17 protein-coding genes are annotated in these 18,686 nt (G+C 68.4%); 9 read left to right on the plus strand and 8 right to left on the minus strand.

Annotated features, from left to right (window positions below; all coding sequences use genetic code 11):
• The first annotated feature begins 4 nt into the window (after positions 1-4).
• The 4 genes from OH768_RS16985 to OH768_RS17000 all read left to right on the plus strand — a co-directional run bounded on the left by OH768_RS16985 (position 5) and on the right by OH768_RS17000 (position 5,258).
• Positions 5-1,993 (plus strand): tetratricopeptide repeat protein, encoded by a 1,989-nt coding sequence (locus tag OH768_RS16985; RefSeq protein WP_406454493.1) that lies wholly within the window; start codon positions 5-7, stop codon positions 1,991-1,993.
• Positions 1,994-2,076: 83 nt separating this feature from the next.
• On the plus strand, positions 2,077-3,447 hold the full coding sequence (locus tag OH768_RS16990) for an extracellular solute-binding protein (protein ID WP_406454495.1): 1,371 nt from the start codon (positions 2,077-2,079) through the stop codon (positions 3,445-3,447).
• The gene (locus OH768_RS16995) at positions 3,444-4,415 is read left to right on the plus strand and encodes a carbohydrate ABC transporter permease (protein WP_406454497.1); all 972 of its coding nucleotides are present in this window, start codon (positions 3,444-3,446) and stop codon (positions 4,413-4,415) included. Before OH768_RS16990 ends, OH768_RS16995 begins: the two co-directional genes overlap by 4 nt.
• A 3-nt stretch (positions 4,416-4,418) precedes the next feature.
• Positions 4,419-5,258 carry a carbohydrate ABC transporter permease gene (locus OH768_RS17000; protein WP_406454499.1) on the plus strand — a complete coding sequence of 280 codons (840 nt, stop codon included), beginning with the start codon at positions 4,419-4,421 and terminating at the stop codon, positions 5,256-5,258.
• Here OH768_RS17000 and OH768_RS17005 read toward each other — a convergent pair.
• A complete protein-coding gene (locus tag OH768_RS17005) occupies positions 5,248-5,664 on the minus strand; it encodes a tetratricopeptide repeat protein (protein WP_406454501.1) in 417 nt (138 codons plus the stop codon). The two genes, OH768_RS17000 and OH768_RS17005, sit on opposite strands and share 11 nt — an antisense overlap.
• Between OH768_RS17005 and OH768_RS17010 the strand changes: the two genes are divergently transcribed.
• A complete protein-coding gene (locus tag OH768_RS17010) occupies positions 5,596-5,787 on the plus strand; it encodes a hypothetical protein (protein ID WP_406465830.1) in 192 nt (63 codons plus the stop codon). The genes OH768_RS17005 and OH768_RS17010 overlap by 69 nt on opposite strands.
• A 123-nt stretch (positions 5,788-5,910) precedes the next feature.
• Here the strand turns inward: OH768_RS17010 and OH768_RS17015 are convergent, their stop codons facing one another.
• From OH768_RS17015 to OH768_RS17025, 3 genes are all read right to left on the minus strand, one after another.
• Positions 5,911-6,564 carry a methyltransferase domain-containing protein gene (locus OH768_RS17015; protein WP_406454503.1) on the minus strand — a complete coding sequence of 218 codons (654 nt, stop codon included), beginning with the start codon at positions 6,562-6,564 and terminating at the stop codon, positions 5,911-5,913.
• A gap of 33 nt (positions 6,565-6,597) precedes the next feature.
• Positions 6,598-7,785 carry a helix-turn-helix domain-containing protein gene (locus OH768_RS17020; protein ID WP_406454505.1) on the minus strand — a complete coding sequence of 396 codons (1,188 nt, stop codon included), beginning with the start codon at positions 7,783-7,785 and terminating at the stop codon, positions 6,598-6,600.
• Between the two features lie 106 nt (positions 7,786-7,891).
• Positions 7,892-8,533: an HAD family hydrolase gene (locus OH768_RS17025; RefSeq protein ID WP_406454507.1), complete on the minus strand. Its 642-nt coding sequence runs from the start codon at positions 8,531-8,533 to the stop codon at positions 7,892-7,894.
• Between the two features lie 598 nt (positions 8,534-9,131).
• Here OH768_RS17025 and OH768_RS17030 point away from each other — a divergent pair.
• Positions 9,132-9,761, plus strand: a complete 630-nt coding sequence (locus OH768_RS17030) for an XRE family transcriptional regulator (protein WP_406465311.1) — start codon at positions 9,132-9,134, stop codon at positions 9,759-9,761.
• A 48-nt stretch (positions 9,762-9,809) separates the two neighbouring features.
• Here OH768_RS17030 and OH768_RS17035 read toward each other — a convergent pair whose 3' ends face one another.
• The gene (locus OH768_RS17035) at positions 9,810-10,835 is read right to left on the minus strand and encodes an ATP-dependent 6-phosphofructokinase (RefSeq protein ID WP_406454509.1); all 1,026 of its coding nucleotides are present in this window, start codon (positions 10,833-10,835) and stop codon (positions 9,810-9,812) included.
• 197 nt (positions 10,836-11,032) lie between these two features.
• Between OH768_RS17035 and pta the strand changes: the two genes are divergently transcribed.
• From pta to pyk, 3 genes are all read left to right on the plus strand, one after another.
• Positions 11,033-13,144 carry a phosphate acetyltransferase gene (pta, locus tag OH768_RS17040; protein ID WP_406454511.1) on the plus strand — a complete coding sequence of 704 codons (2,112 nt, stop codon included), beginning with the start codon at positions 11,033-11,035 and terminating at the stop codon, positions 13,142-13,144.
• Positions 13,141-14,352: an acetate kinase gene (locus OH768_RS17045; protein ID WP_406454513.1), complete on the plus strand. Its 1,212-nt coding sequence runs from the start codon at positions 13,141-13,143 to the stop codon at positions 14,350-14,352. The genes pta and OH768_RS17045 overlap by 4 nt, the downstream gene beginning before the upstream one ends.
• Positions 14,353-14,425: 73 nt before the next feature.
• Positions 14,426-15,856 carry a pyruvate kinase gene (pyk, locus tag OH768_RS17050; protein WP_400984345.1) on the plus strand — a complete coding sequence of 477 codons (1,431 nt, stop codon included), beginning with the start codon at positions 14,426-14,428 and terminating at the stop codon, positions 15,854-15,856.
• Positions 15,857-15,954: 98 nt separating this feature from the next.
• Here the strand turns inward: pyk and OH768_RS17055 are convergent, their stop codons facing one another.
• The 3 genes from OH768_RS17055 to OH768_RS17065 all read right to left on the minus strand — a co-directional run bounded on the left by OH768_RS17055 (position 15,955) and on the right by OH768_RS17065 (position 18,616).
• A complete protein-coding gene (locus tag OH768_RS17055) occupies positions 15,955-17,259 on the minus strand; it encodes a hypothetical protein (protein WP_406454515.1) in 1,305 nt (434 codons plus the stop codon).
• A complete protein-coding gene (locus OH768_RS17060) occupies positions 17,249-17,863 on the minus strand; it encodes a DUF6114 domain-containing protein (protein ID WP_406454517.1) in 615 nt (204 codons plus the stop codon). Before OH768_RS17060 ends, OH768_RS17055 begins: the two co-directional genes overlap by 11 nt.
• 117 nt (positions 17,864-17,980) lie before the next feature.
• Positions 17,981-18,616, minus strand: a complete 636-nt coding sequence (locus OH768_RS17065; protein ID WP_388105177.1) for a DUF6230 family protein — start codon at positions 18,614-18,616, stop codon at positions 17,981-17,983.
• Between the last annotated feature and the right edge of the window lie 70 nt (positions 18,617-18,686).

Here is an 18,686-nt window from a genome sequence, read left to right on the forward strand (position 1 = left end):
GCCGGTGGCTACCGCCGCGTTGCCTGCGGTGCCGGCGGGATTCACCGGGCGGGACGAGGACTTGGCGCGGCTGTTTCCGGTACTGGACCCGGCCGCGGAGTCCGAGCTGCCGGTGGTGATCTGCGCGGTGTCCGGGCTGGGCGGGATCGGGAAGACCTCGCTGGCATTGTGTGCCGCGCATCGGGCGGTGCGGGACGGGTGGTTTCCGGGCGGGACGCTGTTCGTCGACTTTCGGGGGTACGACGAGGATCCGGTCACGGCGGACCAGGCGGTGGTCGCGCTGCTGGATGGGATGGGGGTTCGGGGGCCGGATCTTCCGCAGACGGTGGCGGGGCAGTACGGGCTGTATCGGCGGCTGTTGGCGGAGGAGCGGGGGTCGATGTTGCTGGTCCTCGACAATGTGTCGGATGCGGGGCAGGTGATGCCGCTTGTGCCGGGGACGGATCATCATCGGGTGCTGGTCACTTCCCGGGACCGGCTCACCGAACTGGACGCTCGGCTGATCGACCTTGATGTCCTCAAGCCGGGTGATGCCTCCGACCTCATCGACAGGTCCCTGCGGCTCAGTGACCGGGGCGACGATCGGGCGGCGCGTGAGCCGGAGGCGGTCTTGGAGCTCGCCACGCTCTGCGGCCATCACCCGCTCGCGCTGAGGGTCACCGCCGGCATGCTGCGGAAGCGCCGACATCGTTCCATCGCATCCCTCGTGGACGAGTTGCGGGGGGCCGAGGATCGGACGGCGGCTGTCGGAATCCGACCGGTCTTCGAAGCGGCGTACCGGCAACTGCCGTCCGAGCAGGCCAGGTTGCTGCGTCTGCTCGCCTTGGCTCCGGCGGCGGAAGTCGGCAGCGAAACTGCCGCTGCAATGGCGGACCTCAGCCTCGACCGGGCGTTCGCCCTGCTCGAAGAGCTTGCCGCGGCCCACCTTGTCACGCCTGTTCCGGGAGGGGCGGACGTGCGGTGGCGGATTCATGACTTGGTAAGAGAGTTCGGGGTGGGTGTGGTCAAGAGGGATGCGGGGTTGTGGGAGGAGGGGGAGGCGGGGCGGGAGCGGGTGCTGGAGTTCTACTTTCGGTGGGCGAGGGCGGCGGATGGCTGGCTGCAGTGGCTGCCGGGGACGCCAGTTCCGGAACGGTTTGCGGACCGGGCTGGGGCGTTGGCGTGGCTGGACTCCGAGCGGGTGGGACTGGTGGCGGTAGTGCAATGGGCGCGGGAGGAACGGTTCGCGGACATGGCCGTTCGGCTGTCCGTGAGCCTGGGAGAGTATCTGGACTGGCGGCGCTTTTTCGACGACTTGATCACGGTGTGCAGTGTCGCGCGGGAGGCCGCACACTGCGGCGGTAACCGGGTGGGCCAGGCCAGCGCGTGGAACAATCTCGGCCTCGCCCTGCGGGAGACGGGCCGGGCGGAGGAGGCAATCGACGCCCACACTCGCGCCCGCGACCTGCACCAAGCCGTCGGGGACCGCCGCAGCGAGGCCAGGGCGTGGGACAACCTCGGCCTCGCCCTGCGGCCAACAGGCCGGACGGAGGAGGCAATCGACGCCCACACTCGCGCCCGCGACCTGCACCAAGCTGTCGGGGACCGCCGCAGCGAGGCCAGGGCGTGGAACAACCTCGGCAACGCCCTCCGCGAGGCGGGGCGGGTGGACGAAGCCCTCAAAGCGCACACCCAGGCCCGCGACCTGTTCCAGGCCGTCGGGGACCGCCTGCGCGAGGCCAGGGCGTGGAACAACGTCGGTACTACCCTGCGAGATGCGGACCGGATGGAGGAGGCGATTGAGGCGTACGAGAAGGCCGTGCACGGATGCCGGGAGTTCGACGACTGGTACGGAACGGGCCGCACCCTCTACAACCTGGCCCTCGCCCACCAGCAAGTCTCCCGCCCCGCCGAGGCCTGCACCTGCTTCCTGCAGGCCGCCGCCGCCTTCACCCGAGCCAACGCCCCCGCAGATGCCGCAGCTGCCCAATCCGCCGCAGACGCATTGACCTGACTAGACCACTCCACTTACCTTCACCGGGCAGCCATTCCCCCAGGCCCAGGCCACAACGATGTGAGCCGTAGGAGGTCGTGCCCGTGCGCCCCACCGCCGTCGCCCTCGCAGCAGTCTCAGCCCTCGCACTTGCCGCAACAACCCTCACCGCCTGCGGCAGCGGTTCCGGCAGCAGCCCGGACACCGTCAAGATCTCCTTCAAGCAGTCGACGGACAACTCCATCAAGGTGATGGACACCTACCTCGCCGACATGAAGAAGCAGTTCGAGAAGCAGTACCCGGGCAAGAAGGTCGAGCTCGTCCCGATCAAGGCCCCGGACTCGGAGTACTACACCAAGCTCCAGCAGATGCTCCGCTCCCCCAAGACCGCCCCGGACCTGGTCTACGAGGACACGTTCCTCATCAACAGCGACATCACGTCCGGCTACCTCAAGCCCCTCGACTCCTACCTCTCCAAGTGGCCGGACTGGAACCAGTTCGTCGACACGGCGAAGTCGGCCGCGAAGGCCGAGGACGGGAAGACGTACGGCGTCCCGGACGGCACGGACACCCGCGGCCTGTGGTTCGACAAGGGAATCTTCAAGAAGGCGGGCCTGCCCGCGAATTGGCAGCCGAAGACGTGGGACGACGTCCTCGCCGCGGCCCGCACGATCAAGCAGAAGGTCCCCAACGTCACCCCCCTCAACGTCTACACGGGCAAACCGGCGGGCGAAGCCGCCACCATGCAGGGCTTCGAGATGCTGCTCTACGGCACCAACGACGGCACCACGGACCCCCTTTACGACAAGTCGTCGAAGAAGTGGATCGCCGGCAGCCAAGGTTTCAAGGACGCCCTCTCCTTCGTCCACACGGTCTACAAGGACAAGCTCGGCCCGGACGTCTCCGACGCCCTCGACCCCAACATCCAGACGTACGTGGCCGGTGAACTCCTCCCCAAGGGCAAACTCGGTATCGCCCTCGACGGATCCTGGCTGCCGCAGGCGTGGTTGAAGGGCAGCGGGCACGAATGGCCGCAGTGGTCACAGGAGTTGGGGCTCGCGTACATGCCCACGCAGAACGGCCAGGCCCCCGGCAAGGTGAGCGTGTCCGGCGGCTGGACCTGGGCGATCCCCACCAAGGCCGGCAACCCCGACCTGGCCTTCGACTTCATCAAGACGATGCAGACGAAGGCGAACGCGGAGAAGTGGTACATCGCCAACTCCGGTATCTCCGTACGGAAGGACGTCGCCGCCGACCCCGCCTACGCCAACGCGCAGCCCGGCATCAAGTTCTTCACGGACCTGGTGGCAAGCACGCACTACCGGCCCGCGTACCCGGCGTACCCGAAGGTCTCCACCGCGATCCAGGAGGCGATGGAGGGCGTGACGACGGGCGACATGTCGGTTGACAAGGCGGCGAGTTCGTACGACGACGAGCTCAAGTCGGCCACGGACAACCAGGTCACCCAGAAGTGACCACCGCACCCCGGCAAGCGGCGGGCCCGGACGCGGCGAAGTCCGCCGCCCCGGGCCCGGCCCCCCGACAGTCCGCGCACCACCGAAACCCCCGCAAAGACCACCGCACCCTCCGCCGCGTCCTCACCCACCTCCTCCCCCTCTCCCCCGCCCTGACCCTCCTGCTCCTCTTCCTGGCCGTCCCGATCGGCTACTGCGCGTACATCGCCTTCACCGACCTCCAACTCACCGGCCAGGCCCACTCGTCCTTCGTGGGTTTCGCGAATTTCCGTACGGCCTTCAAGGACTCGGAATTCCTCAACGCGGTCTGGCTGACACTGGTGTTCACGGTGTTGTCGTCCCTGGTCGGCCAGAACACCCTCGGCCTGGCGCTCGCCACCCTCATGCAACGCGCCTCGAAACCGGTCCGCACCCTCACGGGCGCGATCGTGATCACGGCATGGGTTCTCCCGGAAGTGGTGGCGGGCTTCCTCCTCTACGCCTTCTTCCGCCGCGAAGGCACCCTGAACGCCATCCTGGACTGGCTCCATCTCCCGTCCCAGAACTGGCTGTTCACGCTTCCGATCCTGGCGGTGTCGTTCGCGAACGTGTGGCGGGGAACGGCGTTCTCGATGCTGGTCTACTCAGCGGCCCTGAACGAAATCCCCAAGGAGATCACGGAAGCGGCAGAAGTCGACGGCGCGGGCGGCTGGCGCCGCATGTGGCACATCACGCTGCCGATGATCCGCCGCTCGATCGGCACGAACCTCATGCTCAACACCCTCCAGACCCTCTCCGTCTTCGGCCTGATCTGGGTAATGACAAGAGGCGGCCCGGGAAACAAGAGCCAGACCCTCCCCCTCTACATGTACGAACAGGCCTTCCAGAACAGCATGATCGGCTACGCCACGGCGGTCGCGCTGCTCCTGCTCCTGGTCGGCTCGGTCTTCTCGGTGATCTACATGCGCCTGCTGCGAACGGAGGTCTGACCCATGGCACTCACCCTCTCCTCCCGCCGCACAAGCCGACGCCTGGCGGCGGACGCGGGGCTGCTGGTGGTCGCGGCGACGTTCGCGCTCCCGCTCCTCTGGGTGATCCTCTCGTCCCTCGACCCCCACGCGGACCTCAAGGTGAAGACCCCCGACGGCCTGACCCTGGACAACTTCCACGCGATCCTGAACTCGGACATCACCTTCACCCCCCTCCTCAACAGCCTGATCCTGTGCGGCTTCGGGACACTGCTGACGGTGGTGTGCTCGGCGCTGGCGGCGTATCCGCTGTCACGGTTCCGGTCACGGCTCAATCGCCCGTTCCTGCTGACGATTCTCTTCGCAACAAGCCTGCCGATCACGGCGATCATGGTGCCGGTGTACGCATTGTTCGTGCAGGTGAACCTCATCGACACGATGCAGGGCACGATCTTCTTCTTCGCCGCCTCCCAACTCCCCTTCGCCATCTGGCTGATGAAGAACTTCATGGACGGCGTACCGAAGGAACTGGAGGAGGCCGCGTGGACGGACGGCGCGTCGTCATTCCAGTCCCTCGTACGGATTGTTCTTCCGCTGATGGGGCCGGGCGTCGCGGTGGTGACCGTCTTCTCGTTCGTGATGATGTGGGGGAACTTCTTCGTCCCGTTCATGCTGCTGCTCACGCCGGACCAGATGCCGGCGAGCGTGAGCATCAATGAGTTCTTCGGGAATCGGGGGATGGTGGCGTATGGGCAGCTGGCCGCGTTCTCGGTTGTTTATTCGACGCCGGTGATTTTGTTGTATGTGCTGGTGGCGCGGCGGTTGGGTGGGGGGTTTGCTTTGGGTGGGGCTGTTAAGGGGTGATGGTGTTGGCCCGGGTGCGGGCTCGGGCGGCTTCGGTGGGGGCGTTGGCCCGGGTGTAGGCGTCGGCAGACTGGAGGTAGTGGCTGCGGGCCTCGGCGGGGCGGGCCGCATGCTGGTGGAGGAGAGCCAGGTTCGAGAGCGTTTGGCCCGCCCGGAACCAGTCGTCGAACTCCCGGAAACCCTCCAGGGCCTTCTCGCACGCTTCAACTGCCTCCTCCACCCGGCCCGCCTCCCACAAGGTGGCACCGAGGTTGTTCCACGCCCTGGCTTCCCCCTGACGGTCCCCAACGGCCTGGTGCAGGTCGCGGGCCCGGGTATGGGTGGGCGGATGCGGCGGATGACTGGTTGCGGTGGCTGCCGGGGACGCGAGACGGGTCGCACCCTCTCCAACCTGGCCATCGCCCACCGTGACGCCGCCCGCCCCGCCGAGGCGCGCACTTGCTATCTCCAGTCGGCCGACGCCTACACCCGAGCCAAGGCCCCCACCGAAGCGGCCCGAGCCCGTGCCCAAGCCGAAGAACAGCAATGACCACCACTCCCCACACCACGCAAGCCAACTCCCGCAACGCCACACGCCGCCGCCCACGGCAAGCCGCCGCCAACCAGCGATGGAAGTACCACGCATACCGGTCCGGTTAGTCGTGACCTGACGCTAAGCCTCACCACGCACGATCAACGTCCCAATATGACCAGGCTCCGGCGCATCAAGGACGGCCGCCACAGCCGACGAGAACCCGGCCCGAGTCAGCAACCGTTCCCAAACAGCAGGCCGATAGCTGTACCGGTAAGTGAACATCGCCTTGCCCGCGAAACCTCCCTTGTACATACCCTGCGGACCATAAGCACCAGGGATCGCCGGCGGCTGGGAGAACACAAAGACACCAACCGGGTTGAGTCGAGCCCGTACGAGCGGGAAGAGCCGACTCGGGTCGGTGAACCAGGCCGCACCAAAGATCGAGTAGACCGCGTCGTAGCTGTCCTCGCACGAGCCGAGGTACTCCAGAACCTCCCCACAAGCGAACTTGGCACCGGTACCGCCCCACCGTTCGCTCGCCTTCTTGACCATGACCGGCGAGAGGTCAACACCCTGCGCGTTGACGCCCCGCCCTGCAAGGTGCGCGAGAGCGCGACCGGTCCCGCACCCGATCTCCAGCACGCTGCGCGGGTCGCCGAGCAGTTCGGGACCGCGGCCGTGACCGGCGTACTGCGTCCAGCAGAACGTGGGCTCGGCATCGTCTCTGAAGGCGGACTCGGCGTAGGCGTCCGGTGGCGTGCGACAGATGGTGAGGGCGCGAGAAGGCCACAAGTACCCCGGGGAGGGGTAGTTGGGGTGGTTCGCTCAGGTGGCGGCGCACCATTCGGCGAAATTGGTGAGGGTCTCCGAGTCGGCTCGCTTCAACCGGCGCAACGTCGCGGCATCTTCACGGACCCAGGGATGCTCGCGGGTGTGTTGCGGGGCGATTCGCCGAGCGGCCTGCAACGACTCGAAGGCGTCATCGGGAAGGCCGGACCAGAGTTGGGCGCGGGCGAGTTCGATGTAGAAACCGGAACGTCGCTCGGCAGGCAGATCGACAGGCGGTTTCCATTCGTTGGCGATGTCGAGAGCGCGGCCTACGTGTCCGTCGCCGAGGCTGACCGCGACGGACACCTCGTGGATGCGAACGGAGTCGGGGCCGAACGCGGTGCCGTAGCGCACGCCCTCGGTGACCTGGTCCGCGAGAAGGCGGGCTTCCCGCAGGTGGGTGGCCGCGGCGGCGGCATCGCGTGCTCGGCCGGCGATCACTGCGGCCCTCATGTGGAGCGCGCCGCGGGTCGCGATCTCCGGCGGCTCATTGGGGGCAGGTGCGGAATCCAGCGCGTGTTCCAGGGCGCGCAGCCCGGCGGCGTATGCGTGGGCCGCGAAGAACGTCTCGGTGCGGACGTAGGCGACGGACGCCGTTAGCAGCGCGTCTCCAGCCTCGGGAGCGGCCCACCGCATCAGTTCGACCAGGCGCGCGGACAGGTCGCGGGCACCGTACTTGTAGGCGACGGCGTCGGCGGAGCGGTAGGCACTGACCAGGAGGGCGGCCAGTTCGGACCGCTCGTGGGCGGTGGTCTGGTGGTAGGCGCGCGTGAGTTCGGCGATCAGCTCGGGGAGCGTGCGGACGATACGCGTGTATTGGGCGCCCAGTCGCCAGTCGACGGCCTCGTCCACGGCCGCGCGCAGGCTGCACAGGGAGCGTGTCGGGCCGTCCTCGGGCACGTCGTAGGCGGCGATCGCGGCGGACAGCGTGGGCAGCGCGTCATGGACGGCCCCTTGTGCGGGACGTCGATCGGCCCGCAGCCGCGCCGGATCGACGCCCAGCGCATGCGCGATGGCTTCGAGTGGGGTGTCCGTGACGCCGCGTTCACCGCGTTCGATCTTGCGGATGGTTCCCAGAGCGACACCTGCCGCATCGGCGAGCTGTTGCTGCGTCATCTTCGGACGTACGACACTGCGGTAGTAGGCGATCCGCCTGCCGACTCCGTCGCTCGCGAACACGGTCATACGGGCTCCACTTGAGGGCGTCTGCTCCAAACCGTACCGACACCGAAACAGCGCGTGCGCGCGAACGGCCCCATCGGGCAGGGCCCGCGGGGCCAAGCCGCTTCCGTCAGTCCGCCACGATCGACGTGAGCCGGCCCAGACCGTCGATACGCCAGTCCGCCGCCGCCACAACCTTTGCGTCGTCCGCCCACAGATGCCCCCATGGACCGCGGCGGACATGCGCGACGCGCAGCCCCGCCCGCTTGGCGGGAAAGATGTCGTTTGCCGGATGGTCGCCGACGTAGACCGTCCGGTCCGGCGCTGCCTGAGCCACCTCAAGCACGCGCTCGAAGAACCCGAGTTGCGGCTTCGCCACGCCCCACTCCCCCGACGTGACGACGAGGTCCGCGGGCAGGTCGAGGGCGCGCAGCAACTCGCCGGCGCGGGGAGTCTGGTTGCCGGCGACGATGACCCGCACTCCGAGTTCGCGAAGCGCGGACAGGGCCGGGCGGACATCGTCGTAGAGGTCGCTCTCGTCGAGGTACTCGCCATGGCCGGCCGTTTCGCGAGCGCGGTATTCGGCGGCGATGTCGATGCCGGGACGGACGAGGCGCAACGCCTCCGCGTTGTCCTGGCCCCGGGCCACGACGGCTCCGACCAGCGCGGAGAGGGTGTGGCGGGGGACGTCGAGCCAGTCGGCCCACGACTGCCAGTACCGGTCGTCTCGGGTGATCGTCTCGCCGACGTCGAACACGATGGTCTCAATCACCCCTCGAAGCCTAGGCCGTCACGAGGCATCAGCGCTGGTCGCCCGTGATCGACCTATCCGGGGAGGCCAAGCCGAAGGAGTTCCCCCGGCAGGCGGTGCTCGTTGCCCTCGTCGATACGCAACGCACCGGAACAACCGCCCGGAGACTCTGCACACACCCCCACCGTCGAGATCCCGCCACCCCCCACTACCCCCCACACCCGATCATCACCCCCACCACAAACGCACTCCCCTTCGACCCCCGCCCACACAACCGAGACCGCCCCACCGCCCCCGCCCCCTCGGCCAATGCCCCCCGCCCCGGCAAATGGCAAGGTAGATCGGCATATTCACCGCACCTCGGTCACCAACCGGCACCCCCGACCGCCACGCACCGTCACCACGCACACCACCCCCAGCCGCATTCGATCTCCCCCACCCGACCGAATCCGTACATTCATACAATCCGTAATCCTGGCCGAACAGACCGTAGTCACCGCACCCAGGCGCCCCTAACTTGTGCCCCGTGCGCCGACCCCCAGCTCGACACAGCCAGTCCACGCCGCCCACACCGCCGTTCAACGCCCCCGCCGCCCGCAGGCTCAGGACCGCTCTGAACATGGGTCCCGAACACGTCGCGTACGGAATGCGTGCCTCGTTCGGGCTGCCCTATGTCACTCCGGACCTGGTCATCGCCTGGGAGCGTGGGCTCACCGCGCCGTCGAGTCCTGAACTCACCGCGCTCGCGGGCGTGTTGTGGTGTTCCGCGGGTGAACTCATCGGTAAGCCACGCACGCTGCGTGAGCACCGCCTCGCCCGTGGCCTCGCGCCGGAGGACCTCGCGCGTGCCGTCGGGCTCGAACTCCTCGTGTATTTGCGGATGGAGGAGAACGACGAGTGGCGCGGCACCGAGCGCCAGTCCGCCGCGCTCGCCGATCTGCTCGACCTCTCGCTGCCCGACTTCATCAGCGTCACCGGACGCGACGCCAAGCTCGCGGAGCTGCTGCGCAGCGCGGTGACCACCCGCTGGCAGGCCTACGTGCGGCCGATCGGCAAAATGGTGCCCCTGGACCGGCGTCTCCTGGAGGACTCCCTCAAGGAACTCCACCAGGACTACCAGGGGCAGATGCTGGCCACCCTCAGCTGGGCCGGCGGCAACTCCCCCGGCGACGCGAGCGAGGCCGGCCGCGACTTCCTCGACCAGATCATCGACCGCTTCTGGGCCATGGTCGAGAGGAGCACCCACTGAACACGGCGGACCGAACGAACGGGCCGGACCGAACCCGCCGTACCGGACCTAGAAAACCGACTCCGCCTCGTCCATCCGGTCCTTCGGTACCCTCTTCAGCTCGGTGACCGCCTCCGCCAGCGGCACCATCACCACGTCCGTGCCGCGCAGCGCCGTCATCCGCCCGAAGTCGCCCCGGTGCGCCGCCTCCACCGCGTGCCAGCCGAAGCGCGTCGCGAGCACCCGGTCGTACGCGGTCGGTACGCCGCCGCGCTGGATGTGGCCGAGGATGACCGGCTTGGCCTCCTTGCCGAGGCGGCGTTCGAGTTCGTACGCCAGTGCCGTACCGATGCCCTGGAAGCGCTCGTGGCCGAACGCGTCGATCTCGCCCTTGCCGTAGTCCATGGAGCCCTCGGCGGGGTGCGCGCCCTCGGCGACGCAGACGACGGCGAACCGCTTGCCGCGGGCGAAGCGTTCCTCGACCATCTTGACCAGGTCGGCGGGGTCGAAGGGGCGCTCGGGCAGGCAGATGCCGTGGGCGCCCGCCGCCATCCCGGACTCCAGCGCGATCCAGCCCGCGTGCCGGCCCATGACCTCGACGACCATCACTCGTTGGTGGGATTCCGCGGTCGTCTTGAGGCGGTCCATCGCCTCCGTCGCCACCCCCACCGCCGTGTCGAAGCCGAACGTCCGGTCCGTCGACGAGATGTCGTTGTCGATCGTCTTGGGAACCCCGACCACCGGCAGGCCCGCGTCCGACAGCATGCGCGCCGCCGTCAGGGTGCCCTCGCCGCCGATCGGGATCAGCGCGTCGATGCCGAAGTCTCGCGCGATGTCGAGCGCGTTCTCGCAGGCCTCGCGCAGCCGGTCACGCTCCAGCCGGGAAGAGCCGAGGATCGTGCCGCCGCGGGCGAGAATGCCGCTGACGGCGTCGAGGTCGAGGGTGCGGTAGTGGCCTTCGAGCAGTCCGGCGTAGCCGTCCTCGAAGCCGATGACCTCGTCGCCGTAGTTGTCGACCGCTCGGTGGACGACCGATCGGATCACTGCGTTCAGGCCGGGGCAGTCGCCGCCTGCGGTGAGAACTCCGATGCGCATCGTGCTGTGTCTCCTGCTCGCTGTTGAGACCGGTGAGCCGGACTCAATTGTTTCACGTCCCTCAGGGCGGTGCCGCTCCCGCCGGACCGAGGGGCGCCTTAACCACCCCCGGAGGTATTGTCAAGAGGGTTCTGCTCACCTCGGTGGGCGATTTTTATGACCGGAGAGACCGAAGAGACCGGAGAGGGAGACCACGCGTGACCCGCAGCGTGTACGTGACCGGGATCGACCGCGGCGACGGCCGTCAGGTCGTCGAGCTGGGGGTCATGGAGCTCCTGACGCGGCAGGTCGACCGGGTGGGGGTGTTCCGTCCCCTCGTCCACGACGATCCCGATCGGCTGTTCGAACTGCTGCGCGCCCGCTACCGGCTCTCCCAGGACCCGGCGACCGTCTACGGCATGGACTACCACGAGGCGTCCGCTCTCCAGGCCGAGCAGGGCACCGACGAACTGGTGTCGACGCTCGTCGAGCGGTTCCATCTCGTCGCCCGTGACTACGACGTCGTCCTCGTCCTCGGCACCGACTTCGCCGACACCCAGTTCCCGGACGAGCTGGCCCTCAACGCCCGCCTCGCGAACGAGTTCGGCGCGTCCGTCATCCCCGTCGTCGGCGGGCGCAAGCAAACCTCCGAGTCGGTGCTCGCGGAGACCCGCAACGCGTATCGCGCCTACGACGGCCTCGGCTGCGACGTCCTCGCCATGGTCACCAACCGGGTCGCCCGCGAGGACCGGGAGGAGATCGCCCAGCGACTCACCGCCCGGCTGCCGGTGCCCTGTTACGTCGTACCGGACGAGCCCGCGCTCTCCGCGCCGACCGTCGCGCAGATCACCCACGCGCTCGGCGGCAGGGTGCTGCTGGGGGACGACTCGGGGCTCGCTCGCGACGCGCTGGACTTCGTGTTCGGCGGGGCCATGCTGCCCAACTTCCTCAAGGCGCTGACCTCCGGCGCGCTGGTCGTCACCCCGGGCGACCGTGCCGACCTCGTCATCGGGGCACTGGCCGCGCACAGCGCCGGCACCCCGCCGATAGCCGGCGTACTGCTCACCCTGAACGAGGTGCCGAGCGACGGGATCCTCACCCTCGCCGCCCGCCTCGCGCCGGGCACCCCGGTGGTCTCGGTGGCCGGGAACTCCTTCCCCACCGCCGGCGAACTCTTCGCCCTGGAAGGGAAGTTGAACGCGGCCACCCCGCGCAAGGCGGAGACCGCGCTCGGCCTCTTCGAGCGGTACGTCGACACGGGTGACCTGCTCAGGCGGGTCTCGGCACCGAGCAGCGACCGGCTCACCCCGATGATGTTCGAGCACACGCTCCTGGAGCGGGCCCGCTCCGACAAACGCCGGATCGTTCTCCCCGAGGGCACCGAACCCCGCGTCCTGCACGCCGCCGAGGTGCTGCTGCGCCGGGGCGTCTGCGAGCTGACCCTGCTCGGGCCCGAGGACCAGATCCGCAAGCGGGCCGCCGACCTCGGCATCGACCTCAGCGCCGCCCAGCTGATCGACCCGCAGACCTCCGGACTCCGCGACCGCTTCGCCGAGAAGTACGCCGAACTCCGCGCCCACAAGGGCGTGACCGTCGAGCTGGCCTACGACGTCGTCGCCGACGTGAACTACTTCGGGACGCTCATGGTGCAGGCGGGCCTCGCCGACGGGATGGTCTCCGGCGCCGTGCATTCCACCGCCGCGACCATCCGGCCCGCCTTCGAGATCATCAAGACGAAGCCGGACGCCGACATCGTCTCGTCCGTCTTCTTCATGTGCCTCGCCGACAAGGTCCTCGTCTACGGCGACTGCGCGGTCAACCCGGACCCGAACGCGGAGCAGTTGGCCGACATCGCCGTCCAATCGGCCGCCACCGCCGAACAGTTCGGGGTCGCGGCGCGCATCGCGATGCTGTCGTACTCGACCGGTACGTCCGGCTCGGGCGCCGATGTCGACAAGGTGCGCGAGGCCACGGAGCTGGTCCGGCTGCGGCGGCCCGATCTGCGGATCGAGGGGCCGATCCAGTACGACGCCGCCGTCGAGCCGAGTGTCGCCGCCACGAAGATGCCGGAGTCCGAAGTCGCGGGCCGGGCCAGCGTGTTGATCTTCCCCGACCTCAACACCGGGAACAACACCTACAAGGCGGTGCAGCGTTCGGCCGGCGCGATCGCCGTCGGGCCGGTGCTCCAGGGGCTGCGCAAGCCGGTCAACGACCTGTCCCGGGGCGCTCTCGTCTCCGACATCGTCAACACCGTCGCCATCACGGCGATCCAGGCGCAGAACCCCAAGAACCAGGCCCAGAACCCGAACGAGAAGGCTCCTCAGCAGTGACCGCGACCCGTGTCCTCGTCCTCAACTCCGGCTCCTCGTCGGTGAAGTACCAGCTGCTCGACATGCGCGGCGGCGAGCGGCTGGCCCTGGGGCTCGTCGAGCGCATCGGCGAGGAGACCTCCCGGCTCAAGCACACCTGCGTGACGACCGGTGCCGTACGGGAGTTGATCGCCCCCATCGCCGATCACGAGGCCGCCCTGAAGGCCGTAGCGGAGCAACTGGCCACGGACGGGCTCGGGTTGGACTCTCCCGAGCTGGCCGCCATCGGGCATCGGGTCGTGCACGGCGGGTTGACCTTCACCGCGCCCACCGTCATCGACGACGTCGTGCTCGCCGAGATCGAGCGGCTGATACCGGTGGCTCCGCTGCACAATCCGGCGAACCTGGTCGGGATCCGGACCGCGATGGCACTGCGGCCGGATCTGCCGCAGGTGGCCGTGTTCGACACCGCGTTCCACACGACGATGCCGGAGTCGGCCGCGCGGTACGCGATCGACGTGGCGACCGCCGACGCGTACCGGATCCGGCGGTACGGGTTCCACGGGACCTCGCACGCGTATGTGTCGCGGGCGACGGCGAGGCTGCTGGGGAAGGCGCCCGAGGACGTCAACGTGATCGTGCTGCACCTCGGGAACGGGGCGTCCGCGTCGGCGGTCGAAAAAGGCCGGTGCGTGGAGACCTCCATGGGGCTGACGCCGTTGGAAGGGCTGGTGATGGGGACCCGGTCGGGAGACCTGGATCCGGCCGTCATCTTCCATTTGATGCGTGTTGGCGAAATGTCCACCGATGAGATCGACACTCTTCTCAACAAGAAGAGCGGTCTGATCGGGTTGTGCGGGGACAACGACATGCGGGAGATCCTGCGCCGGATCGACGAGGGCGACGAACAGGCGGAGTTGGCCTTCGACATCTACATTCACCGTTTGAAGAAGTACATCGGCGCCTACTGCGCGGTACTCGGGCGGGTGGACGCGGTCGCCTTCACAGCGGGAGTCGGGGAGAACGCGAGTGCGGTGCGGGAAGCTGCCGTGGCGGGCCTGGAGCTGCTGGGGCTCGAGGTCGACGGCGTGCTGAACGCCGTACGGAGTGACGAACCGCGGCTGATCTCGCCGGCGTCCTCGCGGGTCGCGGTCGCGGTGGTGCCGACGGACGAGGAATTGGAGATCGCCACACAGACCTATGCACTGGTCGGAAATTACAACGCCTGAGCGCATGCCCGCCCATTTGTATCTTCCGCCAGACGGAATATTCCGTAGCGAAACAAACCGATAGGATCGTCCCATGCGCCGTTCGAAAATCGTCTGTACTCTCGGCCCCGCGGTCGACTCCCACGAGCAGTTGGTGTCGCTGATCGAGGCCGGCATGAATGTGGCCCGCTTCAATTTCAGCCACGGTACCCACGCCGAGCACCAGGGGCGGTACGACCGCGTCCGTGCCGCGGCCAAGGAGACCGGCCGTGCCATCGGCGTCCTCGCCGACCTGCAGGGCCCGAAGATCCGCCTGGAGACCTTCGCCGAGGGTCCCGTCGAGCTGGTGCGCGGTGACGAGTTCACGATCACCACCGAGGACGTCCCGGGCGACAAGACCATCTGCGGTACGACGTACAAGGGCCTGCCCGGTGACGTCTCCCGCGGCGACCAGATCCTGATCAACGACGGCAACGTCGAGCTGAAGGTGCTGAGCGTCGAGGGCCCGCGGGTGAAGACGATCGTCATCGAGGGCGGCGTCATCTCCGACCACAAGGGCATCAACCTGCCCGGCGCGGCCGTGAACGTGCCCGCGCTGTCCGAGAAGGACGTCGAGGACCTGCGCTTCGCGCTGCGGATGGGCTGCGACATGGTCGCCCTGTCCTTCGTGCGCGACGCGGGCGACGTGTACGACGTCCACAAGGTGATGGACGAGGAGGGCCGCCGGGTCCCCGTCATCGCCAAGGTGGAGAAGCCGCAGGCGGTCGCCAACATGGAGGCCGTGGTCGCGGCCTTCGACGCGGTGATGGTGGCCCGTGGCGACCTCGCCGTGGAGTATCCGCTGGAGAAGGTCCCGATGGTGCAGAAGCGCCTGGTGGAGCTGTGCCGGCGCAACGCCAAGCCGGTGATCGTGGCGACCCAGATGATGGAGTCGATGATCACCAACTCCCGCCCCACGCGCGCCGAGGCCTCCGACGTGGCCAACGCGATCCTGGACGGCGCGGACGCGGTCATGCTGTCCGCCGAGTCCTCGGTGGGCGCCTATCCGATCGAGACCGTGCAGACGATGTCGAAGATCGTCCAGGCGGCCGAGGAGGAGCTGCTCAGCAAGGGCCTGCAGCCGCTCGTGCCGGGCAAGAAGCCGCGTACGCAGGGCGGTTCGATCGCGCGTGCCGCATGCGAGATCGCCGACTTCCTCGGCGGCCGGGCCCTGGTGGCGTTCACGCAGTCCGGTGACACCGCCCGCCGGCTGTCCCGCTACCGTGCCGCCCAGCCGATCGTCGCCTTCACCACCGACGAGGGCACCCGCAACCAGCTGACGCTCAGCTGGGGTGTGGAGTCGCACGTGGTGCCGTTCGTCAACAGCACGGACGAGATGGTCGACATGGTCGACGGCGAGATCGCCAAGATCAACCGCTTCAACCCGGGCGAGACCGTCATCATCACCGCCGGCTCGCCCCCCGGCGTCGCGGGCACCACGAACATGCTCCGCGTCCACCACCTCGGCGGCGGCGAGGGCAACTGACGTACCGCTGAAGGCTCTTGTACGGCGCTGAGGGCGCCCCCTGTGACAGGGGGCGCCCTCAGTTCGTGCGCGGCTCCCGAACGGGCTTGTGGGGACGCTCAGTCCTGGTAGCTCTGCAGCCCCGGGACGGTCAGCGTGCCGCCGAACTGGCCTGCCTGGACCACCTTCACGTTGGTGAAGTAGATCAGCGGGATGTTCAGCGGAGGCGGGTTGTCCGGGTCGAACGTGATCGGGATCAGACCGAACAGGTTGCCCGAGATGGACTCCGTGTACATCACGGTGTCGCCGTCGCGGATCGTGGACGTCGAACCGGAGGCCGCCTTCACGTGGTACGTCTTGCCGGACTGCTTGTCGTTCACCGTCTGGTGCAGGTCGCCGATGTCGGTCCCGCCCGAGATGACGTACTTCAGGACCTTCTTGACCTTGCCGCTGGCGGTCTTCACCTCGACGACGCCCTGGTAGTCGGCGCCCTTGAGCAGCAGCGAGCTGGCGTTCAGGTACCAGGGGTCGTCGGGCACCAGGATCTTGTTGTCGACGCCGCTGGTGTCGTCCGTGGCGACCGGGCAGTCCGAGGTGTCGGCACTCGCGCTCGCGGACGGGCTCGGGGTGGCCGTGGCCGTGTCCTCGGCCGCCTTGGTGGCCTCGTCGGCCGCCTTGGTCGCCGTGCTGGTGGCGTCCTTCACGGTGTCGTCGACCGTGTCGGTGACCTTCTTGGTGGTGTCCTTGACGGTGTCGGACGCGCTGGAGGAGCCGTCGTCGGAACTCGTCGAGGCGGACGCGGTCGGCGTCGGCGTGGCGGTCGCCGTGGAGTCCGAACTCGACGAACCGCCGGTGAGGATGCCGGTGATGGCGTCGCCGATGGTGTCCAGCAGGTTGCCGCTGCTCGCGGACGCCGAGGGCGTCGCGGTGGCGGTGCTGCCCGACGAACCGCTCGTGTCGGTCGACTTGCTCGCCGTGGCGGACGGCGTGGGCGTGGCCGTGTCGTCGGAACCTGAATCCGACGAAGACGTCTTGCCCGAGTCCTTCGTGGCGGAGTCCGTCGCCGTGGCCGACGGTGTCGCGTTGTCCTTGGACGAGTCCGAGGACTCGCTCGCGGACGCGGACGGCGTGGCCGAGGCGCTCGACGTCGACTCGGCGAGAGCCGAGACGCAGTCCTTGTACTCGTCGGCCGTCAGGCTCTTCGACGACGGCGAGGTCGTCGAGCCGTTGTCGGCGAGCGCGAGGGACGACGTGAAGCCCATCCCCATGATGACGGCGGTCGGCATCGCCACCGTGGCTATCGCCTTGCCGGCGGGCATGTGGAGCCTGGTGAACAGCGGCTTCTTGGGCGCCGCGTGCCGCGGCCCGGTTCTCACACGGGATGCGTCCACATCAGTCCCGTGGGTCACCTCGTCAGCCGGCACTGTGCCTCCCGTTCGCCCCGTTGCTCACCGGGCTAGTTCCGTACAGATCCTTGGGCTCGTCCGCGCCGTCGGCGGACTCGTGCGGTGCTGACTCGTGAGGCGCGGCGTCGTAGTACGACGCGGACTCGTGGGGCGCGGCCTCGTACGGCGCGGCTGCGGGTGCGCCGCCCTCTCCCTGCGTGTCCTCGGGTACCGCCTGCGGCTCCGGCGGTGCGCCCGGCGCCCACGACACGGCCAGCGCCCCGCCGACCATGGCGAGGAGGAAGCCGATGAGGAAGCCGCCGAGGTTGGACACGGGGATGGACACCAGCGCCAGCAGAATCGCCGCGACACCCGCGAAGGTGCGCACGTGCTTCTGGAACCAGAGGCTGAAGCCCAGGACGACGAGCAGCACGCCGATGATCAGGGACCCGGCGCCCGCGGTGGTGGCCATCGCCAGCGTCAGATGCCCGATCTGGAGATGCGCGTACGGGAAGTAGGCGATCGGGAGTCCGCCGAACATGACGAACAGACCGGCCCAGAACGGCCTCGTGCCACGCCAGGCGCGGAACTGCAGCCTCCGGCGGGTGAACTGACCGGGTGCGGCAGGAGTCTCGGCGCTCATGGAAAACAGCTCCCTGGTACGGCTTTGCTGTGTTGGAGAGTTGCACCTCGTGTGAAGGTGCGGGTGGAAGATGGACGGGCGGGGGCGCCATCGGCTCCCCCGCCCGCCGTCACGTGCCTAGTAGCACTCGTGGGTGCCCGTCGACACCGACATCTTCAGCCCGCTGAGCTTGAAGGTTCCGGCAGTGGTGGCCCACGCCGTCTGCTTCACGTTGGTCAGCGTGGCCGACTCGGCCTGCTGGGCGAATCCGTACGGGTTGGCAGCCTCGCTGCCGCCCTTCATGCCCGGACCCTTGGTCGCGTTGCCCGCGGCCACACCGATGTCGATGTTGTGGAACACCGCATCGGCGCTGAGGTCCTGGACGTCGATGTACAGGTTCTCGGCCTGGACCGGCGTACCGTCGCCGCCCGCCTTCAGCACGAGGCTGACCGATCCGAAGATCGGGATGTTCGGGGTGACCACCGACTGGCACATGTTGGTGATCGAGGCGGACTTGAACGCCGAGACGGCGACGGGGTGAGCCGTCTTGCTGCCGTCCAGGTTGTAGCCCGAGTCCAGGGCTCCGTACTGCGTGAAGCCCGTGCCGTTGAGCTCGTCCGCCGTCACCTTGAACGACTGACCCGAAACACTGAATGACGCGGCGAGAGCGCCCTGCGCGAGGGCGACACCTATACACGCCGTAGCGGCGACGCTGGGCACCATGACCACAGCGAAGCGCTTCCATCTCGTCCCGCCACGCACCTGGGACTCCATATTTCCTCCTTCTCGGACGTACATCTCCTGGCCCTGACTGCCCCCAGATGGCGGCTCAGCCGGGCAGGGA

It is taken from the genome of Streptomyces sp. NBC_01622 (assembly GCF_045209635.1).
Taxonomy (GTDB): Bacteria; Actinomycetota; Actinomycetes; order Streptomycetales; family Streptomycetaceae; genus Streptomyces.

Excerpts from the sequence above, each read along its gene's own strand:
- pyk (WP_400984345.1), top strand. The coding sequence starts at position 14,426 with ATGCGCCGTTCGAAAATCGTCTGTACTCTCGGCCCCGCGGTCGACTCC.
- OH768_RS17030 (WP_406465311.1), top strand. The coding sequence starts at position 9,132 with ATGGGTCCCGAACACGTCGCGTACGGAATGCGTGCCTCGTTCGGGCTG.
- OH768_RS17010 (WP_406465830.1), top strand. The coding sequence starts at position 5,596 with ATGACTGGTTGCGGTGGCTGCCGGGGACGCGAGACGGGTCGCACCCTC.
- OH768_RS17065 (WP_388105177.1), bottom strand. The coding sequence starts at position 18,616 with ATGGAGTCCCAGGTGCGTGGCGGGACGAGATGGAAGCGCTTCGCTGTG.
- OH768_RS17020 (WP_406454505.1), bottom strand. The coding sequence starts at position 7,785 with ATGACCGTGTTCGCGAGCGACGGAGTCGGCAGGCGGATCGCCTACTAC.
- OH768_RS17060 (WP_406454517.1), bottom strand. The coding sequence starts at position 17,863 with ATGAGCGCCGAGACTCCTGCCGCACCCGGTCAGTTCACCCGCCGGAGG.
- OH768_RS17000 (WP_406454499.1), top strand. The coding sequence starts at position 4,419 with ATGGCACTCACCCTCTCCTCCCGCCGCACAAGCCGACGCCTGGCGGCG.
- OH768_RS17035 (WP_406454509.1), bottom strand. The coding sequence starts at position 10,835 with ATGCGCATCGGAGTTCTCACCGCAGGCGGCGACTGCCCCGGCCTGAAC.